Source organism: Burkholderia sp. BCC1047 (genome assembly GCF_902833155.1).
Taxonomy (GTDB): Bacteria; Pseudomonadota; Gammaproteobacteria; order Burkholderiales; family Burkholderiaceae; genus Burkholderia; species Burkholderia sola.
The window spans coordinates 227,543-249,006 of record NZ_CADFEH010000001.1 but is presented as its reverse complement, the minus strand read 5'-3'; the positions used below and the strand labels follow the sequence as shown (position 1 = coordinate 249,006).

14 protein-coding genes and 1 pseudogene are annotated in these 21,464 nt (G+C 65.4%); 9 read left to right on the top strand and 6 right to left on the bottom strand.

Translation table 11 applies throughout. From position 1 onward, the window contains the following. Positions 1-64 precede the first annotated feature (64 nt). From HWX55_RS00970 to HWX55_RS00955, 4 genes are all read left to right on the top strand, one after another. Positions 65-1,009, top strand: coding sequence for a GlxA family transcriptional regulator (locus HWX55_RS00970; RefSeq protein WP_050012313.1), 945 nt, complete (start codon positions 65-67; stop codon positions 1,007-1,009). 477 nt (positions 1,010-1,486) lie between these two features. Next, positions 1,487-3,199, top strand: coding sequence for a M36 family metallopeptidase (locus HWX55_RS00965; protein ID WP_175973236.1), 1,713 nt, complete (start codon positions 1,487-1,489; stop codon positions 3,197-3,199). A 79-nt stretch (positions 3,200-3,278) separates the two neighbouring features. Next, complete coding sequence (locus HWX55_RS00960) at positions 3,279-4,532, top strand: M20/M25/M40 family metallo-hydrolase (RefSeq protein ID WP_124594763.1); 1,254 nt, start codon at positions 3,279-3,281, stop codon at positions 4,530-4,532. Positions 4,533-4,665: 133 nt separating this feature from the next. Continuing rightward, a complete protein-coding gene (locus HWX55_RS00955) occupies positions 4,666-5,028 on the top strand; it encodes a YbjQ family protein (protein WP_175973234.1) in 363 nt (120 codons plus the stop codon). A 13-nt stretch (positions 5,029-5,041) separates the two neighbouring features. On the opposite strand, the gene HWX55_RS00950 is transcribed toward HWX55_RS00955, so the two are convergent. Next, positions 5,042-6,292: an MFS transporter gene (locus HWX55_RS00950; protein WP_175973232.1), complete on the bottom strand. Its 1,251-nt coding sequence runs from the start codon at positions 6,290-6,292 to the stop codon at positions 5,042-5,044. Positions 6,293-7,018: 726 nt separating this feature from the next. Here HWX55_RS00950 and HWX55_RS00945 point away from each other — a divergent pair. Together HWX55_RS00945 and HWX55_RS35970 are read left to right on the top strand one after the other, a co-directional pair. Then, entirely contained in the window at positions 7,019-8,605 is a 1,587-nt protein-coding gene (locus HWX55_RS00945; RefSeq protein ID WP_175973229.1) for a tetratricopeptide repeat protein, read from the top strand. Between the two features lie 18 nt (positions 8,606-8,623). After that, positions 8,624-9,385: pseudogene (locus HWX55_RS35970) on the top strand (ESPR-type extended signal peptide-containing protein); the annotation flags it as partial. Between the two features lie 2,840 nt (positions 9,386-12,225). On the opposite strand, the gene HWX55_RS35965 reads toward HWX55_RS35970, so the two are convergent. Next, positions 12,226-12,510 carry a hypothetical protein gene (locus HWX55_RS35965; protein ID WP_244140468.1) on the bottom strand — a complete coding sequence of 95 codons (285 nt, stop codon included), beginning with the start codon at positions 12,508-12,510 and terminating at the stop codon, positions 12,226-12,228. Positions 12,511-12,544: 34 nt separating this feature from the next. On the opposite strand from HWX55_RS35965, the gene HWX55_RS35960 reads away from it, so the two are divergent. Then, positions 12,545-13,081: a YadA C-terminal domain-containing protein gene (locus tag HWX55_RS35960; protein ID WP_244140466.1), complete on the top strand. Its 537-nt coding sequence runs from the start codon at positions 12,545-12,547 to the stop codon at positions 13,079-13,081. 341 nt (positions 13,082-13,422) lie between these two features. On the opposite strand, the gene HWX55_RS00935 is transcribed toward HWX55_RS35960, so the two are convergent. From HWX55_RS00935 to betC, 3 genes are all read right to left on the bottom strand, one after another. Beyond that, entirely contained in the window at positions 13,423-14,562 is a 1,140-nt protein-coding gene (locus tag HWX55_RS00935; protein WP_050012308.1) for a porin, read from the bottom strand. A gap of 258 nt (positions 14,563-14,820) precedes the next feature. Next, positions 14,821-15,789 (bottom strand): choline ABC transporter substrate-binding protein, encoded by a 969-nt coding sequence (choX, locus tag HWX55_RS00930; protein ID WP_175973225.1) that lies wholly within the window; start codon positions 15,787-15,789, stop codon positions 14,821-14,823. Positions 15,790-15,834: 45 nt separating this feature from the next. Next, positions 15,835-17,370: a choline-sulfatase gene (gene betC / locus HWX55_RS00925; RefSeq protein WP_175973223.1), complete on the bottom strand. Its 1,536-nt coding sequence runs from the start codon at positions 17,368-17,370 to the stop codon at positions 15,835-15,837. 240 nt (positions 17,371-17,610) lie between these two features. Between betC and HWX55_RS00920 the strand changes: the two genes are divergently transcribed. After that, entirely contained in the window at positions 17,611-18,516 is a 906-nt protein-coding gene (locus HWX55_RS00920) for a LysR family transcriptional regulator (RefSeq protein WP_175973221.1), read from the top strand. A gap of 203 nt (positions 18,517-18,719) precedes the next feature. Further along, positions 18,720-19,604, top strand: coding sequence for a formyltetrahydrofolate deformylase (purU, locus tag HWX55_RS00915; protein WP_124503586.1), 885 nt, complete (start codon positions 18,720-18,722; stop codon positions 19,602-19,604). A gap of 163 nt (positions 19,605-19,767) precedes the next feature. Here the strand turns inward: purU and HWX55_RS00910 are convergent, their stop codons facing one another. Beyond that, positions 19,768-21,423: an APC family permease gene (locus tag HWX55_RS00910; protein ID WP_175973219.1), complete on the bottom strand. Its 1,656-nt coding sequence runs from the start codon at positions 21,421-21,423 to the stop codon at positions 19,768-19,770. Positions 21,424-21,464: the final 41 nt, after the last annotated feature.

Sequence of the window (21,464 nt, the reverse complement as noted above, 5' to 3'; positions counted from 1 at the left end):
ACGTTCGGCGCACCGCGCCGGCCCGCGCGGTGCGCGGCACCCCCTGCTTCCACCCCACGCCCCGATGCCCGAGGATTTCCACTTCCTGCTGCTGCCCGGCTTCTCCGCGCTCGGCTTCATGTCCGCGGTCGAGCCGCTGCGCGTCGCGAACCGCTTTCGCACCGAGCTGTATCGCTGGCACGTGATCAGCGCGGACGGCGCGCCCGTCGCCGCGAGCAACGGCATTCCGGTCGCCGCCGAAGCCGCGTGCGCGGACGTCCCGCAGGTCGATACGGTGTTCGTCGTCGCCGGCTTCGATCCGCTCGTGTGCTACACGCGCACGCTCGGCGACTGGCTGCGCCGCCAGCACCGGCACGGCGCCACGCTCGGCGGCATCGATACGGGCAGCTTCGTGCTCGCGGAAGCCGGGCTGTTCGACGCGTCGCAATCGCTCACGCTGCACTGGGAAGCGCTGGCCGCGTTCCGCGAGCGCTATCCCGGCCTGAACGCGACCCAGGAGCTGTTCGAGATCGACGACCGGCGCATCACGTGCGCGGGCGGCACCGCGTCGATCGACATGATGCTCGACCTGATCGGCCGCCGGCACGGCGCCGATCTCGCGGCCGCAATCTCCGAGCAGTTCGTCGTCAGCCGCATCCGGCAGCGCTCGGACAGCCAGCGGCTCGAGATCGCCGCGCGCTACGGCGTGCACAACCGCAAGCTGATCCAGGTGATCGGCACGATGCAGCGGCACATGGAGAACCCGCTCGGCTCCGACGCGCTCGCGCAGGAGGTGTCGATCACGCGGCGCCAGCTCGAACGGCTGTTCAGCGCGACGCTGAACGACACGCCGACGCACTTCTACCTGAACCTGCGCCTCGATCGCGCACGCGAGCTGCTGCAGCAGACCGACATGAGCATCACGTCGGTCTGCGTCGCGTGCGGCTTCGAATCGCCGTCGCATTTCTCGCGCACCTATCGCGCACGATTCGGGATGAGCCCGCGCAGCGACCGGCGTGCGACGCGCTGATCGTCTCGGCTTTTGATCACAATCCGGCGCGGTATTGCGCGTTCCGGCGGCGTTTCCATCCGTTCGCTGAACAATGTCGGCGACTGGTCGACGAACCGAAGCGGTCGTCGAAAATAATCTGGAATGTCGTTGAAAATATTCTGTAACATACCAAAAAAAGTTAGATAGGCAGCCTAACGACACGTCTGCTGCATCTCGCGCGCGTCGCGCTCCGCAGGCTGCCCACCGATATCACGATCGATCCGAGGGGTATGACATGACGATGCTCGATTCGCCGTCGCCGCACCTGCCTGCCGTTCGCTTCTCCTCCGCTTCGCCTGCCCGCTTCTTTTCGACCTGACATTTAGGGATCCTTAGTCAGTCGACATTCCCACACCGCTTCGCCGCACCGGTTCCATCGAACCGGCGCGCGGGCCGTGTCGTGCCTGCTCGCCACGAGCGCGCGGGCGTGTCCAACCGTTGAGATGAGGATCACGTATGCAGACATCACGCAAAGCATTGCCGCTCGCCCTGGGTCTCGTGCTCGGTTTCGGCATCGTCGGCGGCACCCAGGCCGATACGAAAGTGCCGAATCCGCAGGCCGCGAGCCTGCGCGAAAGCCTGACGCGCGGCGTCGCGCCGCCGGCCGCGAAGGCCGACACGGCCGCCGGGCAGTTCCGCGCGGACGGCGTCGCCGTCACGCTGTACAACCCGGCCTATCGCGCGAGGAAGGCCGCCGCGACGCCCGCCGCCACCGCGCGCGACTTCGTCGCGTCGCAGGCGGCGCAGCTCGGGCTCGACGCGGCCGCACTCGCGAGCCTCGTCGTCACGTCGGAGCGCAACGACGCCGACTTCACCGTCGTGCGCCTGCAGCAGCAGGCCGGCGGGCTGCCCGTGTACGGCAGCGACATCGCGGTGACCGTCGCGAAGGACGGCCGCATCCTGTACGTCGCGAGCAACACGATCAACGGCGTGGTCGCGACGACGCGCAAGTCGCAGGCCGTCGACCAGCAGCAGGCGCTCGACCGCGCCCGCGCGTATCTCGGCGTGAGCGGCTTCACGCATCTCGACGCGCAGCTCGTCGCGTTCGTCGACAAGGCCGGCACGCACACCGCGTGGAAGGTGCGCGGCCGTCCGCAGGACGGCCCGAAAGGCGACTGGGAACTGCTGATCGACTCGGCAAGCGGCGAAGTGCTGCGCGCGGAGGACAAGGCGTTCTACGCGACCGACGGCACCGGCTTCGTGTTCCGCCCCGATCCGCTGTCGCCGACGAAAAGCAGCTACGGCGGCACCGGCTACAAGGACAGCAACGACGCCGATTCGACGCAGCTCGCGGCCGCGCGCGTGCGCGTGACGCTGAAGGATCTCGCGCAGTCGGGTACGCGCTACACGCTGACGGGCCCGTACGCGTCGTGCATCGATTTCGATGCGCCGCTCGACAAGGCCTGCCCATCGCAATCCACGCCCGCGTTCGAGTTCACGCGCGGCAACCTGTATTTCGAGGCCGTGAACGTGTACTACCACATCGACACGTTCCTGCGCTACGTGAACCAGACGCTCGGCATCAAGGCGCTGCCGTACCAGTACACGGGCGGCGTGCAGTACGACCCGCACGGCGAATCGGGCGACGACAACTCGTCGTATTCGTCGAGCAGCGGCAGGCTGACGTTCGGGCAAGGCGGCGTCGACGACGCGGAAGACGCGGACGTCGTGATCCACGAACTCGGCCACGGCATCCACGACTGGGTCACCAACGGCGGCCTGTCGCAACAGGAAGGCTTGTCGGAAGGCACCGGCGACTATCTCGCCGCCGCGTACAGCCGCGACTTCAACCAGTGGAGCCCCTCGGATGCGCAGTATCACTGGGTCTACAACTGGGACGGTCACAACGAGTTCTGGGGCGGCCGCGTGACCAACTGGAACGTCGGGCGCACCTATGCGCAGGCGCGCGGCGCGGAGATCCACACGGCCGGCCAGTACTGGGCGTCGTGCAACCTCGTCGCGCGCGACGCGATCGGCGCGCAGGCGATGGACAAGGCGTTCCTGAAGGGGCTGTCGATGACCAACAGCTCGACCAACCAGAAGGCCGCCGCGCAGGCCGTGCTGACGGCTGCATCCGCGCTCGGCTACAGCAGCGCGCAGCTCACCGCGATCGGCAACGCGTACAACAAGAGCTGCACGTACGGCGTGACCGTTCCGCAGAAGTCGTAATACCGCAGCAGGCGGGAGCGCATCGCACGACCTGCGGCGCGCTCCCTTCATCGACATCGCCATCCTCACGAGATCGAACATGCCTACTCTGACACCGACCCGCCTGAGCGCCGCGCTGGGCGGCATGCTGCTGAGCGCCGCCGCGCACGCGACGCCCGTCTGGATCACGCTCGGCGACACCGCGTTCCGCCAGCTTCAACGCATCGATGCGACCGCAACCGCGCAGTACAGCACGACCGTCGATGCCGGCAAGGCGGCCGACGGCGCCGCGCGCCGCGAAACCGTTCACGTCGTCGAGATCGACGATGCCCGGCTCGGCGAGCTGGCCCACGCCGTCCACCACACGCGCGGCCACGGGCCCGGCTACGTCGTGCACGATTCGTTCGACGACGCGCGGCAGGCGCTGCAGCCATTGCCGGCGACGCTCGCGAAACAGGCCGCCGCCCCCGCGTACACGGTGTCCAACGTGCCGCAGATCGGCACGTGGGTCCAGCAACTGCAAGCGAGCAACATCGTCGGCACGATCACGTCGCTGTCCGGCTTCACGAATCGCTACTACACGACGTCGCACGGCGTCGCCGCGTCCGACTGGCTCGCGCTGCAGTGGAAGCAGCTGGCGGGCTCACGCGCCGACATCACCGTCGAACAGTTCGCGCACACGGGCTTTCCGCAGAAATCCGTGATCCTGACGATCCGCGGCAGCGATCCGGCCGCGGGCACGGTCGTGCTCGGCGGCCACCTCGATTCGACCGTCGGCCGCACGACGGAGAACTCGCGCTCGCCCGGCGCCGATGACGACGCGTCGGGCATCGCCAGCCTGACCGAGGCGCTGCGCGTGCTGCTCGCGAACAACTACCGGCCGAAACGGACCATCAAGTTCGTCGGGTATGCGGCCGAGGAAGCCGGCCTGCTCGGCTCGAAGGCGATCGCGAAGCAGTTCCGCACGCAGAATGCGAACGTGGTCGGCGTGCTGCAGCTCGACATGACGAACTACAAGGGCGATCCGAAGGACATCTACCTGATCACCGACTACACGAACGCCGCGCAGAACACCTATGTGAAGAACCTGGCGGCGACCTACCTACCGGAGCTCGCGATCGGCACGTCGCAGTGCGGCTATGCGTGCTCGGATCACGCGTCGTGGAATGCGCAGGGGTACCCGGCATCGTTCCCGTTCGAAGCCGACCAGAACGACAGCCCATACATCCACACGGTGAACGACACGCTGGAGAACTCGGATCGACAGGCGAACCATGCGCTGAAGTTCGGCAAGCTCGCGCTCGCCTATGCGGTCGATCTCGGCGGCATTGCCGGCGCGACGATCAAGCGCTGAGCGTGCGTTGCCGAGCGGCTCTCGCGTTCGGCAACGACACGGGCGCCCGTCTGCTTTTGGGGGCGCCCGTTCGAATGCGTTGTCTCGGTCCGGCTAGAATCGTCGTTCGACCACTCGCTACACACTTGCCACCATGACCGAACCCATCCGCTCCATCGACGATCTGTCGCCCACCCGCGTCACGACCGCCTTCGACCTGCCCGGCCATACGACCGTCCGCTCGCTCGGCGTCGCCCAAGGCATCGTCGTGCGCTCGCGCTCGATCGTCGGCTCGTTCGGCGCGTCGCTGCAGACGATCTTCGGCGGCAACATCACGCTCTATACGTCGCTGTGCGAGAAGGCGCGCGAGCAGGCGTTCGACAAGATGCTCGCCGACGCCCGCAAGCTCGGCGCGAACGCGATCGTCGCGATGCGCTACGACTCGACCGAGATCGGCACGGGCGTGACCGAAGTCATCTGCTACGGCACGGCCGTGCGCGTGACGCAGGATGCATGACGCGTGATGCGCGTCACGCGTCGCGTTCGAGCGACTTCATGTTCGTGAGCTGCGGAAAGAGCCGCATCCATGCGAGCGCGACGGCGATCGTCGCCGCGCCGCCGACGACGATCGCCGTCGGCGCGCCCCACCACGCGGCCGTCACGCCCGATTCGAATTCGCCGAGCTGGTTCGACGTGCCGATGAACAGCGAGTTGACCGCGCTCACGCGGCCGAGCATGTCGTCCGGCGTGCGCAGTTGCACGAGCGACAGTCGCACGACGACGCTGATCACGTCCGATGCGCCGAGCGCGGCCAGCGCCACGAGCGACAACGCGAAGTGCCGCGACAATCCGAACACGATCGTCGCGATGCCGAACGCGATCACGCCGCCGAACATCGCGCGGCCCGGCCGCCCTTTCAACGGGAAACGCGTGAGCCACAGCGTGCCCGCGAGCGCGCCGACCGCCGGCGCCGCGCGCAATGCGCCGAGCCCCCACGGGCCGACCTGCAGGATGTCGCGCGCGTAGATCGGCAGCAGCGCGGTCGCGCCGCCGAACAGCACCGCGAACAGGTCGAGCGACAGCGCGCCGAGGATCGCCGGCTCGCGCCGGATGAACGCGATACCCGAAAACACCGAGCGCAGCGTGACCGGCTCGCGGGCCGGCGGTGCGGTGCGCAGCGGAATCGTGCCGCTCAGCATCGCCGCGATCGCGAAGGCCGCGACGCTCGTGCCGAATGCGACGGGCGCGCCGACACCGTAGAGCAACCCGCCGAACGCGGGCCCGAGGATCTGCGCGGCCTGGTTCGCGGACGTCGACAGCGCGGTCGCGCGCGGCAGGTCGATGCGCGGCACGACGGCCGGCAACAGCGACGACACCGACGGCGACTCGAACGCGCGCGCCGTGCCGACGATCGCCGCGAGCGCATACACGGCCGGCGCGGCCAGCCACCCTTGCACCGCGCCGATCAGGAACACGCCGGCGGCCAGCGCCTCGACGCTCTGGCAGATCGTCGCGATGCGCCGGCGGTCGTAGCGGTCGGCCACCTGCCCGACGACGAGCGTCAGCGCGAACATCGGCACGAACTGCGCGAGGCCGACGAGACCGAGCGCGAACGCGCTGTGCGTGAGCGCGTATACATACCAGCCGATCGCAACCGACAGGATCTGGAAAGCCAGGGAAGACATCACGCGCGTGCCCCAGAAACGCTGGAACGGTGCGTGGCGGAACAGGTTGGCGGGTGACGGGGATAACGGACTGGAATCGGTCACGGGGGTGGTCATCGGGATCTCGGCGGTTGGCGGTGCGAACGCAACCGCTCACGGAGCGGCAACGTCCGCATGTGCGTGCTTGCGCAACGGCTTTCCCATCGCGACGCGATGTCGGTCCCCGGATCGCGGAGACAGTCGGCTGAACGTGCAGACGCGGCCAAACCGGGATGATATGCCAACGACGGAAAACCCGCCGGGCGTATGTCCCGGTCCATATCAAGCCGGCGCGCCGCACAAAAAATGGCTCTTCGTGGGCCTCCCCAAACGGCATCGTTCCCTGCCGCGAGTTGCGCGATTGAAACATCTTTAGATAAATCACAGCAATGGGACACGCAGGAATCGAATGCCTACCGTCGACGCAAAGCTGCGTCGTACGGGTGTTTCCTTGCTGCGCGCGGGACTTGGCGAATCGGCCCGTCCTTCTGGCGTTTCAGAACTGAAACAACGCTGGGGTCCGAGCGTTGCCTCACATCACCTATCGGTCGCTCGGCCTCTTGGTCATTGGGCCGCCGCGTGCTGGTCCACTCCTTGCTCACGTGTTTTGCACACATCCAAGCCGCACGGCGGTAGAGCCCAGTGCAGGCAACGAACAACCAAAACGCAGGTCGGGGAAATCATGTCCAAGTACGCTACGGCCGCCATGCGGCTGCCTTCTCGTATCACGCCTCCGTACACGTTGATTGAGCCGCGCTCCCGAGCGCGATGACAACTCGATAAACGACGTGTTCGGGGGCACATATGAAATGCAGAAAAGACTTGCATTCGCCACCTTCAAGGCTGGCATGCATCACCAGCGTATTGCCGCTTACCGCTCGTGCGACAACGGAGGTCGAGCCCGGCTGGCCGACGCGCACCGCGGCGCTGTCGCAGCGAGCGTTGCAACTTTTGAATGATGGGCACTTCGAGCAAGGTGCCGCGTGCGCAAGGCAGGCCATCTCCGTCGATCAGGGCTGCGGCTTCCTGCGTCTGCTCCTGGGCGTGGCATTGAACCAAGGTGGGCGACGGCACGAGGCGCTCGAAGCGTTCGCGCAGGCCGCCGCGCTCGCGCCTCACGATCCGCAGATTCGCTACAACCTGGCCGTTGCCTTGCATGAATCCGGGCAGCAGGAACGTGCGATGTATGAGTATCGCGCCTGCCTGGAAAAAGATCCGGATTGTGCCAATGCATTATGGAATTACGGCGAGCTTCTCCGGCTCCGCGAGCATTTCGACAAGGCGCTCGAATGCTTTGACCGACTGGCTCACCTCGAGGGCCGATTGCGCGACAAGGCGGCACACCGAATGGCCGTATGCTGCGCCCATCTGGGACTGGATGAGCGTGCCCGTGCCCTGTTCGAGACGCAAATCGCCGAAGACGACGATCCGGTCACGCATTGGGAATACGCGCATTTTCTGCTTGGCAGGGGGCGGTTCAGGGACGCCTGGCCACATTATGCGAGGCGTTTTGATGCGGGCAAGGAAATCAGCCTCAAGGGCATGAGCTTTCCGTATTCCACCTGGAGCGGCCAGTTCGAATCGGGATCGACGTTGATCGTTTCCGGCGAACAGGGTGCCGGCGACGAGATCCTGTTTGCCGCGTTTCTGCCGCTGCTGCTGAAGCGGGCGCGGTTGGCCAACATGCGCGTGGTGGTAGTGTGCCGGCCCGCGCTCGTGCGGCTGTTCCGCGAGAGTTTTCCGTCGGCATCGGTATTGGGGGGAATGGTCACACAAGAACTGGATCTTCGCTCGTTCGATCAAGAGTCCTCACGAATATGGCGAATCCCGATCGGCGATTTACCTTTGTGGTTGGACAAACCTGAGCCGGTCGCTTATCTGAAGCCCACGCCAGAGGATCAGCGCACTGCGCGGCAGTTGGTCACGCAGTCGCGCTCGGGCGATGGCTGCCGGCATATCGGCATCGTGTGGTCGGCCAATCCCGTCTCGACCGCGCCGAACCGGCTTGCGCGCAGTGTGCCGTCGGAGCTGCTGAACGTATATCTGAAAGACATCGGCAGTGTGCACTTCTATTCGCTGATGCCCACTGAACATCGTGCGGTTCTCGCCGGCGTACCCGATTTGCCGGTTACCGATCTTTCTCATTTTTTGACCGACTTCAGCCGGACTGCAGCGGCAATGCAGTGTCTGGATGAAATCGTGTCGGTGTGTACGTCGAGCGCCAATCTTGCGGGTGCGCTCGGACTGAAGACACATGTGCTTTTGAAAAGGCATGCCGATTGGCGGTGGTTTGGAGACACCGCCTGGTATCCCGATGTCGTGACATACAGGCAAGAAGCGCGCGCGGACTGGGGAACCTGTCTGCAAGCGCTCTCCGCGAACTGGCGCTGATGAGAACCGGGGGCAGACATGAACAAGATCTACAAGTGCATTTTCAGCAAACGACTGAATCAGATGGTTGTCGTCGCGGAAAGCGCGACGGGACAGGGGAAGTCAGGGGGCAGGTCCCGTGCGGTACGGCGAGTCAGGACCGTGGCTGCTGCCGCGTTGGCTGCCGGCGCGTGCATGTCTCTTCCGCAACCGGGATGGGCGGACGGTGTCTGCTATAACCATGGTCCCAGCAGCGACACTTGTGGAAACACCTCGGCGACGTATACAGGGAGCGGGACCAACAATACGTTCTACGGGTATGTGAGCGGTACCGGTTTGACCGGCAGCTCGGACACAGGTAACGGTGCCTTTTCGAGCTACAACGTCACGGGCGACTCGAATACGGGTAACGGGGCTTATTCGAGCTACAGCGTCACGGGCAGCAACAACACGGGAAGCGGCGCCAATTCCAGCTATGCCGTTACCGGCAGCAACAACACGGCAATCGGTGCGAGCGCCGGTCAGTACGTGAACGGTAACGGGAACGTGGCGTTGGGTGCATCTTCTGGATCGGGAACCAGCGTTAACCCGCTCAATATCACCAACACCACGGCGATCGGCTACAGCGCGACGGCGACGGGGGCAAACTCCGTTGCGCTGGGTTCCAGCAGCACCGACGGGGGCGCAGCCAACGTGGTAAGCGTGGGCAGCAGCTCGCTGCAACGCAAGATCATCAATGTATCGAGCGGCAACGTGGCGTCCGGTTCGACGGATGCGGTGAACGGCGGGCAACTCTTTTCGCTCTCCACCAGCTTGAGTACGACGAACAGTAACGTGACGAGCCTGTCGACTTCGGCCGCGGCCGGCATCAGCACGGCGCAAAGCGGCGTGAGCTCGTTGTCGACGGGCCTGAACACCACCAACAGCAACGTGACGAGCCTGTCGACCTCGACTTCGACGGGGATCAGCACGGCGCAAAGCGGCGTGAGCTCGTTATCGACAGGCCTAAACACGACCAACAGTAACGTGACAAGCCTGTCGACTTCGACGTCGACGGGGATCAGCACGGCACAAAGCGGCGTGAGCTCGTTGTCGACAGGTCTGAACACGACCAACAGCAACGTGGCGAACCTGTCGACTTCGGCTGCGGCCGGTATCAGCACAGCGCAAAGCGGCGTGAGTTCATTGTCGACGGGCCTGAACGCAACGAACGGCGCCGTCGGCGCGCTATCGACCCAGGAATCGACCGACGTGGGTTCACTATCGACCGGCTTGAATACGACCAACGGTAATGTCAGCTCGTTGTCGACGGGCCTGAACGCCACGAACAACGCCGTCGGTGCGCTGTCGACGCAGGAATCGACCGATGTGGGTTCACTGTCGACCAGCTTGAATACGACCAACGGTAATGTCAGTTCGCTGTCGACGGGCCTGAGCGCCACGAACAACGCCGTCGGCGCACTGTCGACCCAGGAGTCGACCGACGTGGGGTCATTGTCGACCAGCCTGAACACGACCAACGGTAATGTCAGCTCGTTGTCGACGGGCCTGAACGCTACAAACACTGCCGTCAGTGCGCTATCGACGCAGGAATCGACCGACGTGGGGTCATTGTCGACCAGCCTGAATACGACCAACGGTAATGTCAGTTCGCTGTCGACGGGCCTGAGCGCCACGAACAACGCCGTCGGCGCGCTGTCGACCCAGGAGTCGACCGACGTCGGATCGTTGTCGACCAGCGTGAACACCACCAACAGTAACGTGGCGAGTCTGTCGACTTCGGCTGCGGCCGGTATCAGCACGGCGCAAAGCGGCGTGACATCTCTGTCGACGGGGCTGAACGCCACGAACAACGCCATCGGTGCACTATCGACGCAGGAGTCGACCGACGTGGGCTCGCTGTCGACCAGCCTGAATACGACCAACGGCAACGTCAGCTCGTTGTCGACGGGCCTGAACACCACCAACAGCAACGTGGCGAGCCTGTCGACTTCGGCTGCGGTGGGCATCAGCACGGCACAAAGTGGCGTGAATTCATTGTCGACGGGGCTGAACGCAACGAACAGCGCCGTCGGTGCGCTGTCGACGCAGGAATCGATCGACGTGGGTTCACTGTCAACCAGCCTGAATACGGCCAACGGGAATGTCAGCTCGTTATCGACGGGCCTGAACGCCACGAACAACGCCGTCGGTACGCTATCGACACAGGAATCGACCGACATCGGGTCGTTGTCGACCAGCCTGAACACGACCGACGGCAATGTCAACTCGTTGTCGACTAGCCTGAACACCACGAACAGTAACGTGACGAGTCTGTCGACTTCGGCTGCGGCCGGTATCAGCACGGCGCAAAGCGGCGTGAGTTCACTGTCGACGGGCTTGAACACCACCAACAGCACCCTCGGTGCACTGTCGACGCAGGAATCGACCGACGTCGGATCGCTGTCGACCAGCCTGAATACGACCAACGGGAATGTCAGTTCGCTGTCAACGGGCCTGAGCGCCACGAACAGCACCGTCAGCGCGCTGTCGACCCAGGAGTCGACCGACGTCGGATCGTTGTCGACCAGCGTGAATACCACCAACAGCAACGTGGCGAGTCTGTCGACTTCGGCAGCGGCCGGTATCAGCACGGCACAAAGCGGCGTGACATCTCTGTCGACGGGGCTAAACACGACCAATAGCAACATAACTAGCCTGTCGACCTCGACTGCGGTGGGCATCAGCACGGCACAAAGTGGCGTGAGTTCATTATCGACGGGGCTGAACGCCACGAACAACGCCGTCGGTGCGCTGTCGACGCAGGAGTCGACCGACGTCGGATCGCTGTCGACCAGCCTGAATACGACCAACGGGAATGTCAGCTCGCTGTCGACAGGCCTGAACACCACGAACAGCAACGTGGCGAGCCTGTCGACCTCGGCTGCGGCTGGCATCAGCACGGCGCAAAGCGGCGTGAGTTCACTGTCGACGGGCTTGAACACGACCAACAGCAACGTGACGAGCCTGTCGACTTCGGCGGCGGTTGGTATCAGCACGGCGCAAAGCGGTGTGACCTCTCTGTCGACGGGCTTGAACACGACCAACAGCAACGTGGCGAGCCTGTCGACCTCGACGGCAGCCGGCATCAGCACGGCACAAAGCGGCGTGAGTTCATTGTCGACGGGCCTGAACACCACGAACAGCGCCCTCGGGGCGCTGTCGACGCGGGAATCGACCGACGTGGGCTCGCTGTCGACCAGCTTGAATACGACCAACAGCAACGTCAGCTCACTGTCGACAAACCTGAACACGACGAACAGCAACGTCAGCTTGCTGTCAACGGGGCTGAACACGACGAACAGCACGGTCGGCTCGCTTTCCACGAGCTTGAACACGACGACCGGCAGGGTCAATTCACTATCGACGAGTCTGAACGCGACCAACAACAACGTATCAAGCCTGTCGACATCCGCATCGACCGGGATCAGTGCGGCGGCGAACGGCGTGACGTCACTCTCCACGAGCCTGAACACGACGAACAGCAATCTGGCGTCGTTGTCGACTTCGTATGCCGGCTCGATTACGACCTGGCTCAACAGCCTGAGCACGGTCAACAGCAACCTGTCGACGTTGAGCACTTCCACATCGACCAGCGTGGTTCAGCTCTTCACCGGCGTTGCGTCTCTATCGACCGGCTTGAGTACGACAAACGGCAAGGTGACGACGTTGAATACCGCGGTGACATCGCTGTCGACGGGGCTGGCCTCCCTGTCCACGCAGATAAACTCCCCGGGGTTCGGCAAAGGCGGATCGCAAAACACGAGTACGTCTCCTGCTACCGCGCTCTCGACATCGACCTCGACGAGTGCCAGTACCGCGCAAAGCACCTCATCGACAGGGACGACTTCGCTGTCTACCAGTTCGACTTCGCTGTCGACCGGCACAAGGGCCGTCTCTGCCGCGCAAGCAGTTCAGGGCATGTCGTCAGAGCCGGTCGCGACAGGCGCGGCAGCACAGGTCGCCAACAGTTCCGCCACGGCAGCGGGCACCAACGCGCTCGCCTCGGGAAACAACTCGGTTGCGCTCGGCGCGGGAGCGATAGCAACAGCGACGAATTCGGTCGCACTCGGCGCGGGCTCGATCGCGACCGAGTCGAACACGGTGTCGGTGGGCTCGCCTGACAACGAGCGCAGGATCACGAATCTGGCGCCTGGGATGAACCCGACGGACGCGGTCAACATGTCGCAATTGGGCGCCGTGCAGTCGAACGTGAATCAGGTGGCAAGAATGGCCTATTCCGGAATTGCCAGTGCCGCCGCGCTGACGATGATCCCGGAAGTCGATCCCGGGAAGACGCTCTCGTTCGGCATAGGTACGGCCGGCTATCAGGGATATCAGGCAGTGGCCCTTGGTTTTACCGCTCGAATCACGAACAACCTGAAGGTCAAGGGAGGGGTGGCGATCAACGGTGCGGGCGGCAATACATACGGTGCTGGCGCCGCCTACCAGTGGTAAGCGGTGCATCCGCTCTCGTGGGAACGATCATGCGAATCGGAATGTCGGTTCTCACGCATGCGGGCGCGGGTGCCGACGATTCCGGCGGCCGCGTCGATCGCGCCGCCGGGTCGTGGCGCGTGCACCGGATCTTCCGATGCACGCGCCCCGCGTGCGTCGCTGCGGCCGGCCGCCCGTCTCGGTCGAGCCCATCGCGACGCCGAACAGGCGCTGGCCTTCCTGAGTGTCCTCGACTCGCCAGCCCTCGTGCCCGCTCCCCCGTCGAACAAAAAAAAGCGCGAACCGTGGTTCGCGCCAAAGAGAGACCTCGCTGAAGACGTCACATCATCCTGCCACGCCGCTTAGAACGAATGCCGCATCCCGATCCGCACGTCGGCCTGCGTCTGCGTCGTCGACGGCGTGAAGCTGTAGCCGATCACAGCATCGACGCCCTGCGACGCACGCAGGTAATCGCCGGAGATGTAGATGTCGGTGCGCTTCGACAGCAGGTAGTGCAGGCCGGCCGTGCCCTGGTTCCAATGGTGGCCTTCGAAGCGCGTGTGCTGGTAGCCCGCGATGAAGCTCAGCGCCGGCGTGAACTGGTACAGGCCGCCGCCTTCGTACACCTGCATGTGCGACGACTGACCGAAGCCCTTGATCGTCGTGTACGAGTAGTTCGCGTCGAGCGTCAGCTTGCCGATCGTGTAGCTGGTGCCGATGCCGAACGTGCCCTGGCTGTCGACGTCCATCGCGGTGTTCGAGAACAGGTCGGTGCGCGCGCCGGTCGCCGGATCGACGGTGACGGTCTGCTGGCCGAGGAACGTATGCGTGCCGATCATCGCGTACGGGTCGAACGCGTAGATGCCGTTCGGGTTGTTCAGGCGCGTGTACGCGGCGCCGATCGAGAAGTCGCCCTTCGTGAAGCTCGCGCCCGCGCTCCATGCGCTGTTGCGATGGAAGTTGCCCGCGACGTTGCCGAACGAATACATCGCGCCGAACTTGAAGCCGCTCAGGTCGTTCGACAGGAACTTCACCGAGTTCGGCAGACGGTCGCCGTTGAAGCGGTCGAAGTCGCCCTGGTGGATCGCATAGCCGCTGCCCCACGCCGAGATGTTGTAGATCGACACGAGTTCGTTCGTGATGTCGAGCTGGTTGCCGAACGACAGCGTGCCCCAGTCGTTCTGCAGGCCGACATACGCCTGCCGGCCGAATTCCGCGCCGCCGAAGCCGAGTTGCCCATTGCCGAGGTGGAAGCCGCTCTCGAGCGTGAACACGGCCTTCAGGCCGCCGCCCAGGTCTTCGGTGCCCTTGAGGCCGAAGCGGTTTCCGTAGGCGATGCCGTCGTCGAACTTGACCACGTGCGAGCCGCCCGTGTTGTTCACGTACGTGATGCCCGCGTCGAGAATCCCGTACAGCGTCACGCTGCTCTGCGCATGCCCGATGGCGGGAATACAGGCCGCGCATGCAAGCGCGGCGGCTACGGCGACTTTCTTTTGCTTCATTGTCGACCACCCTCCCTGAACCGTTCGATGGAAAGAACCGTGGCCTGGCGCGTGCCGCAATACGCCGGCTGATTCGAATTCGGTACGTCTGCTGGCTTCGGTATTTCGTTTTCCGCAATAACGCAGCCATTGGCGAAAAATACAAACCCATATTTCCGGTCACCCGTCTGAAGGCGACACTAAATGGTCACGATGCGACGGGTCGGGAAAACACGTAGACGGCGGCACGGTAAAAACCGGCCGCCGGGAGGGAGGCAATCAGCGGCCGTCGAGGGCCGCGCGCACGGCCGGCAGGCCCGGTGCGCCGGCCGCCGTCGTCACGCCGTCGAGCCAGCCGGCAAGCAGCGCGGGCTCGGCCTTCAGCGCATGCTGCGCCGCGAGCGCGGGCGACGTCTTGTGGTCGAGCATGTCGGCGATCATCCGGTTCTCGACGTCGACGGAGAACGTCATCTGCCGGAACAGCCGCGCGAGGTTCGTGCACTGGCCGGCGAACCCGGCACGCGTGACCGTGTTGACCGTCGCGCCGCCGTAGTTCGGGCCGAAGTACGCATCGCCGCCCGACAGATACGTCAGATGAAACTTCGTGTTCATCAGATGCGGTTCCCACGCGAGAAACACGATCCAGCGCTTGTCGCGCACCGCGCGCTCGACCTGCGTGAGCATGCCCGTCTCGCTCGATTCGACGAGCGACCAGTTCGCGGACCCCAGCGCGTGGTCGGACAGCATCCGCTTGATGTTCTGGTTCGCGGGCGCGCCGGGCTCGATCCCGTAGATCTTGCCGCCGAAGCGGTCCGCGTAGCGCGCGAGATCGGCGAACGTGTGCACGCCGGCCGCGGCCACATAGTCGGGCACCGCGAGCGTGAACTTCGCACCGCTCAGGTTCGCGTGCAGCACGTCGATCGATTTCTCGTCGACGAACGGCTTCACGAGCGGCGCCTGCGCGGGCATCCAGTTGCCGAGGAACACGTCGACCTGCCCTTTCTTCAACCCCTGGTACGTGATGGGCACCGACAGGTTCGCGACGTCCTGCCGGTAGCCGAGCGCCTTTAGCACGACGCCCGCCATCGCGTTCGTCGCGTCGATGTCGGTCCAGCCGGGCGCCGCCATCTTCACGTCGCCGCAGGTCTGCGGATCGGCGGCGGACGCAGGCTGCGTCGCCACCACGCACGCGGCGGCGGCGAGCGCCGCGCCGATTCTTCGGAATGCTGCATTGCGTTGCCGTTTCATGGTTCGCTTCCTCCGTCGTTCTTCAATGATCGCGATGCGGGACGTTCAACGCCCGACGCGCGGAAAACGCGCCATCGCCTCGAGCGTATCGAGTTCGATGTGATTGCGCATGTAGCGCTGGCTCGCGTCGGTGAACGGCTGCCAATCCCACGCGTGGATGCGGCCCTGCGTCGTCGCCGCGTAATGGAAGCGCCGGCGCCGCTGGCTCGCGCGCACCTGCCGGTCGAGTTCGGGCAGGTTCCAGCGCTGCGCGGCCTCCGCGCGGAATGCGGCGAGCACGTCGGCGGCTTCCGGCTGCCCGGCCAGGTTCGTCAGCTCGCGCGGGTCGTCCGACAGGTGGTAGAGCTGGTCGGGATCGGCCGGGCAATGCACGTATTTCCAGTCGCCGCGCCGAATCATCACGACCGGCGCGAGCGCGCCTTCCGCGAGGTATTCGCCGAGCGCGACGTCGTGTGCGGGCGCGCCGTGCAGATGCGGCACGAGGCTCGCGCCATCGACCGCGTCCGGCCAGCCGCCGGCTGGCGCCGCGCCGGCCAGATCGACGAGCGTCGGCAACAGGTCGACGTGCGACACGGGCCCGCGCACGCGCGCGGCGCCGAAGCGGCCCGGCGCATGCACGATCAGCGGCACGCGGCAGCCGCCTTCGAAGAACGTCATCTTGTACCAGAGCCCGCGCTCGCCGAGCATGTCGCCGTGGTCGGACGTGACGATCACGATCGTATCGTCGGCGAACCCGCATTGCTCGAGCGCGGCCAGCACGCTGCCGAACTGCGTGTCCACATATGACGTCGCGCCGTAATACGCGCGGCGCGCGGCGCGGATCTGTGCGTCGGTCGGCGGCGTGCGGTCGTTTTCGCAGACGAAGCGCAACCGCTGCGAATGCGGATCGCTTTCGGCCGCATCGAGCCGCACGGCCGGCATGTCGATGTCTTCGTCGCCGTACAGATCCCAGTATTCGCGCGTGATCGCATACGGGTCGTGCGGATGGGTCAACGACACGACCATGCAGAACGGCCGCGCATCGTGCCCGGCCGCGCGTTCGCGCGCGACGTCGTACAGCTTCTGCTTCGCGGCGAACGTCACTTCGTCGTCGAAGTCGAGCTGGTTCGTGCGCACGCATGGGCCCGCATCGAGCACCGAGCTCATGTTGTGATACCAGCTCGGCCGCTCGGTCGGGCTGTCCCAGTCGGGCACCCAGCCGAAATCGGCCGGATAGATGTCGGTCGTGAGTCGCTCCTCGAAGCCGTGCAACTGATCGGGCCCGCAGAAATGCATCTTGCCGGACAGCATCGTCCGGTAGCCGCCCGCGCGCAGGTAATGCGCGAACGTCAGCGTTTGCGCCGGCAATTCGGCGGCGTTATCGTAGGCGCCGATGCCCGACGGCAGCTTGCCGGTCAGCAGCGAGAAACGCGACGGCGCGCACAGCGGGCTCGCGCAGTACGCGGCGTCGAACACCACGCCTTCGGCGGCGAGCCGGTCGAGCGTCGGCGTACGGGCGACGCGGTTGCCGTACGCGGGCAGCGCGAACGGCGTGAGCTGATCTGCCATCAGGATCAGGATGTTGGGTGTCGGGTTCGTCATCGGCGATCGTGGGGAAAGCGGTGTTCGAATGGAACGGCGCGCCGCTTTGGCAGCGAGACGTCCGGCATGACGGAGGCGATCCGCAGAAACCGCCGCGCGTAGCGGCCGCGCTGGCTAGAATCGCGGAACGCGTTGCGCGGCGACGCGTGACGCGCATCTGCCGCACCGTCCGCTGCACTATCGCCCGCCCGAATTCGCGCGGGTAGGCGTCTGGCCCTTATGGGGCCATTAGAGGGACTTATGTCGAAATCCGAACCGTTACCGTCGATGCAGGCGCTGCGCGCGTTCGAATCGGCCGCCCGGCTCGCGAGCTTCACGGCCGCCGCGCGCGAGCTCGGCTCGACGCAGCCGGCCGTGAGCCAGCAGGTGTTCCAGCTCGAAGCCGAGCTCGGCGTGCCGCTGTTCGAACGCAGCCCGCGCGGCGTCACGCTGACGGCCGACGGCCAGTGCCTGTACGAAGCCGTGCGGCTGAGCCTCGACACGCTGCGCGGCGCGACCGCGACGCTGCGTGCGCGCCGCGAGCACGGCGCGCTCACGATCGTCACCGATTTCGGTTTCGCGACCTACTGGCTGATGCCGCGCCTGGCCGGGCTGAAGCACGTGATGCCGGACGTCGACGTGCGCGTCGTCACGTCACAGGATTACGACGCACAGCGCGACCACGGCGACATCGCGATCCTGTTCGGCGACGGCCACTGGCCGTCGTGCACGGCCGCGCGGCTGTTTCCGGAATCCGTCACGCCCGTCTGCTCGCCGGCGTTCCGCGACGCGCACCCGGGCGTCGCGCGGGCCGACCACCTGCTTCCGCTGCCGCTGCTGCACGTGCAGCCGACGCGCCCCGAGCGCTGGCTGTCGTGGTCGGGCTGGTTCGACGCGCACGGGCTCGAACCGCCGGCCGCCGCGCGCGGCGTGACCTTCAACAGCTATGCGCTCGTGATCCATGCGGCACTGCTCGGCGAAGGCGTCGCGCTCGGCTGGGCGCCGCTCGTCGACGAACTCGTCGCGTCCGGCCAGCTCGTGAAGCTGGTCGACGCGCCCGTCGTCACGTCGCGCGGCTACTTCCTGGTGCGCCCGCCGCAGCGGCCCGAGCCGGACGCGACCCACGTGTTCCGGCGCTGGCTGCTCGACGCGTGCGCGGCGGCCTGAGGGAGCGCACCCGCCCACGTTCCCCTTCCCCGCTCCCGGGCCCGGGCCCGGGCCCGCTGGCGCGCCGATACCAGCCACACGGCGCGTTGGTTCTATCCGCCCCGGAATCGTCCTGATTTACTTGAGCCTCCCGCTACCCGCGCGGCGCGGCGCTGTCGTGCGCCGTCGCGCGGCCATGCGCCCCATGCCATCCGAGGAGTCTCATGACCGCCGAGCACCGCCCCGATCAATTCGTCCTGACACTGTCGTGCCCGAGCGCGGCCGGTCAGGTCGCCGCCGTCGTCGGCTTTCTCGATCGCCATCGCTGCTACGTCGATGCGCTGAACGTGTTCGACGACGATCTCAGCAACCGCTTCTTCGTGCGCTGCGTCTTTCATCCGACGGATGAGACGTTGCAGATCGACGCGCTGCGTCAGGAATTCGGGCCGATCGCGGCCGGACTCGGCGGCCACGACGGCGACATCCAGTGGGCGATCCACGACGTCAATGCGCGGCCGAAGGTGCTGATCATGGTGTCGAAACTCGAGCACTGCCTCGCGGATCTGCTGTTCCGCTGGCGGATGGGCGAGCTGAAGATGGACATCGTCGGCATCGTGTCGAACCACCCCGACTTCGAGCCGCTCGCCGTGCAGCACGGGCTGCCGTTCCGCCACTTCCCGATCACGGCGGACACCAAGGCGCAGCAGGAAGCGCAATGGCTCGACTTCTTCGAATCGAGCGGCGCCGAGCTCGTGATCCTTGCGCGCTACATGCAGGTGCTGTCGCAGGAGACGAGCGCGAAGCTCGCGAACCGCGCGATCAACATCCATCACTCGTTCCTGCCCGGCTTCAAGGGCGCGAAGCCGTATCACCAGGCCCATGCGCGCGGCGTGAAGCTGATCGGCGCGACCGCGCACTTCGTCACCGACGATCTCGACGAAGGCCCGATCATCGAGCAGGTCGTCGAGCGCGTCGATCATGCGCTGCGACCGGAGCAACTGCTCGCGGTGGGGCGCGACGTCGAAAGCCTCACGCTTGCGCGCGCGGTGAAGGCGTTCATCGAGCGGCGGGTGTTTTTGAATGGCGACCGGACAGTGGTGTTTCCGTAAGCGGATCGCAGCCGCGCTCGAACGCGGCGTCAACGAACAAGGCCCGACCGGCATGTAACCGGTCGAGCCTTTTTTGTCGGCGTGCTGCGCCGGCGCTTCGCGCGATGGCCCCGTGTGCGGTTTCCGAAGCCATCGCGTGCCGCGACACGCACGCATTACCGCGTCACTTCACCCACGCGAAGTAATACGACAACCCGATCGTCAACCCCGCACCGATCAGCGCCGCATACGGCATCAGGCTCAGCCACAGCGCGCGCTTCGGCACTTCCAGCTCCATGTCGCGCTGCATCTGCGCGGGGAACCGGCCGCGATCCTGCCAGTAGTGACGATAGAGGAACACCGGCACGATCAGCAGCATCGCGATCAGCCCGTTGCGCAGCGTGCCTTCGCCTTGCAGGTTCGCACCCGCGCCGACGTAGACGAGGTTCGCGTACCCGCAGATCGCGCCGCCGACGAGCAGCCAGGTCGGGCAACGGAACGGCCGATCCCAGCTGCCGCGATCCATCCGGTGGATCCAGCCCGACTGAAGATTCAGGAATACGAACAGCATGTAGCAGACGTTCGAAATCGACAGCACCGTCATGTAGTCCGACATCATCAGCAACACGAGGTTGAAGCCGAGGTCGGTCCACATCGCGCGCGTGGGCGAGCCGTGCTCGTTCACGTGCGACAGGTACTTCGGCAGCCAGCCGTCGACCGACGCCTGGTACAGCGTGCGCGACGAACCCATCATCGACGTCATCACGATCAGCAGGATCGACAGCATCAGCATCACGACGACCGCATTCGCGACCCACGCGCCGCCGCCGACGATCTTCGCCATCGCGGCCGCGACGCCGGTGCCGTCGCCGATCGCCGGATCGAGCATCGCCTGCGTGCCGAGCGCGCCCTGGAACGCGAGCGGGACGAGCGTCATCACGACCAGACACAGCGCACCCGACCAGAAAATCGCCTTGGCCGTATCGCGCCGCGGATCGCGGAATTCACGCGTGTAGCAGACGGCCGTCTCGAAACCGTACGACGCCCAGCCGGCCATGAACATCGCGCCGAGCGCCATCGTCACGCCCTGCCCGTTCCACGAGCCGAACGTCGCGGCCGTGAGGTTGCCCTGCGCGTCGTGACCGAGCGGCAGCAGCGGGAGCAGGTTCGACATCGGCACGTCGCCGGTGACGAACGGCACGATGCCGACGATCAGGAGCGGCGTGAGCGACGCAATGCCGAGAATGCGCTGCGTACGTGCGGCCTTCGACGCGCCGCTGTGCTGAAGCTTGAACGTGATGAGAAGCAGAATCGTCGCGATGATGAACGTCGCGTTGATTCGCAGGGAAAGACCGGGCTTGATGAACCCGAGATCCGCCACCTTGAGCTGCCAGTGCAGCACCGCCGCATTGGCGGGAAAGAGACTCGTGAGCGCATAGCTCGCCGCGAGGCCGCAGCCGAGCGCAAGCATCGGCGACCACGCGAGCCAGTTGCACCACACGGAAACCGGGGCAATCAGCTTGCTGTAACGGACCCAGCCAATCGCGCCGTACACCGACGCGCCGCCCGATTTATGGGGAAATAGCCCGGATATTTCCGCATAAGTCGCGCTTTGAATCAGCCCCATCGTGATCGCGGCGATCCAGATCGCCCACGCGGGCTGGCCGATCGTCGCACATACGCCGCCGATCGTGAACAGCACGCCTGCCGGCACGCCGCTCGTCACCCAAAAAGCGTCTTTCCAGGTCAGGCCACGATGCAGCGTGTGGCCCGTCGAATCATGTGAGATCGTTGCCTCGACATCACTGGTGCGATTCGCACGCAGTCCTGCTTGACTCATCCAATTCCTCCTCTCGATCAGAGTTGGCGCTTTCGCGCTGA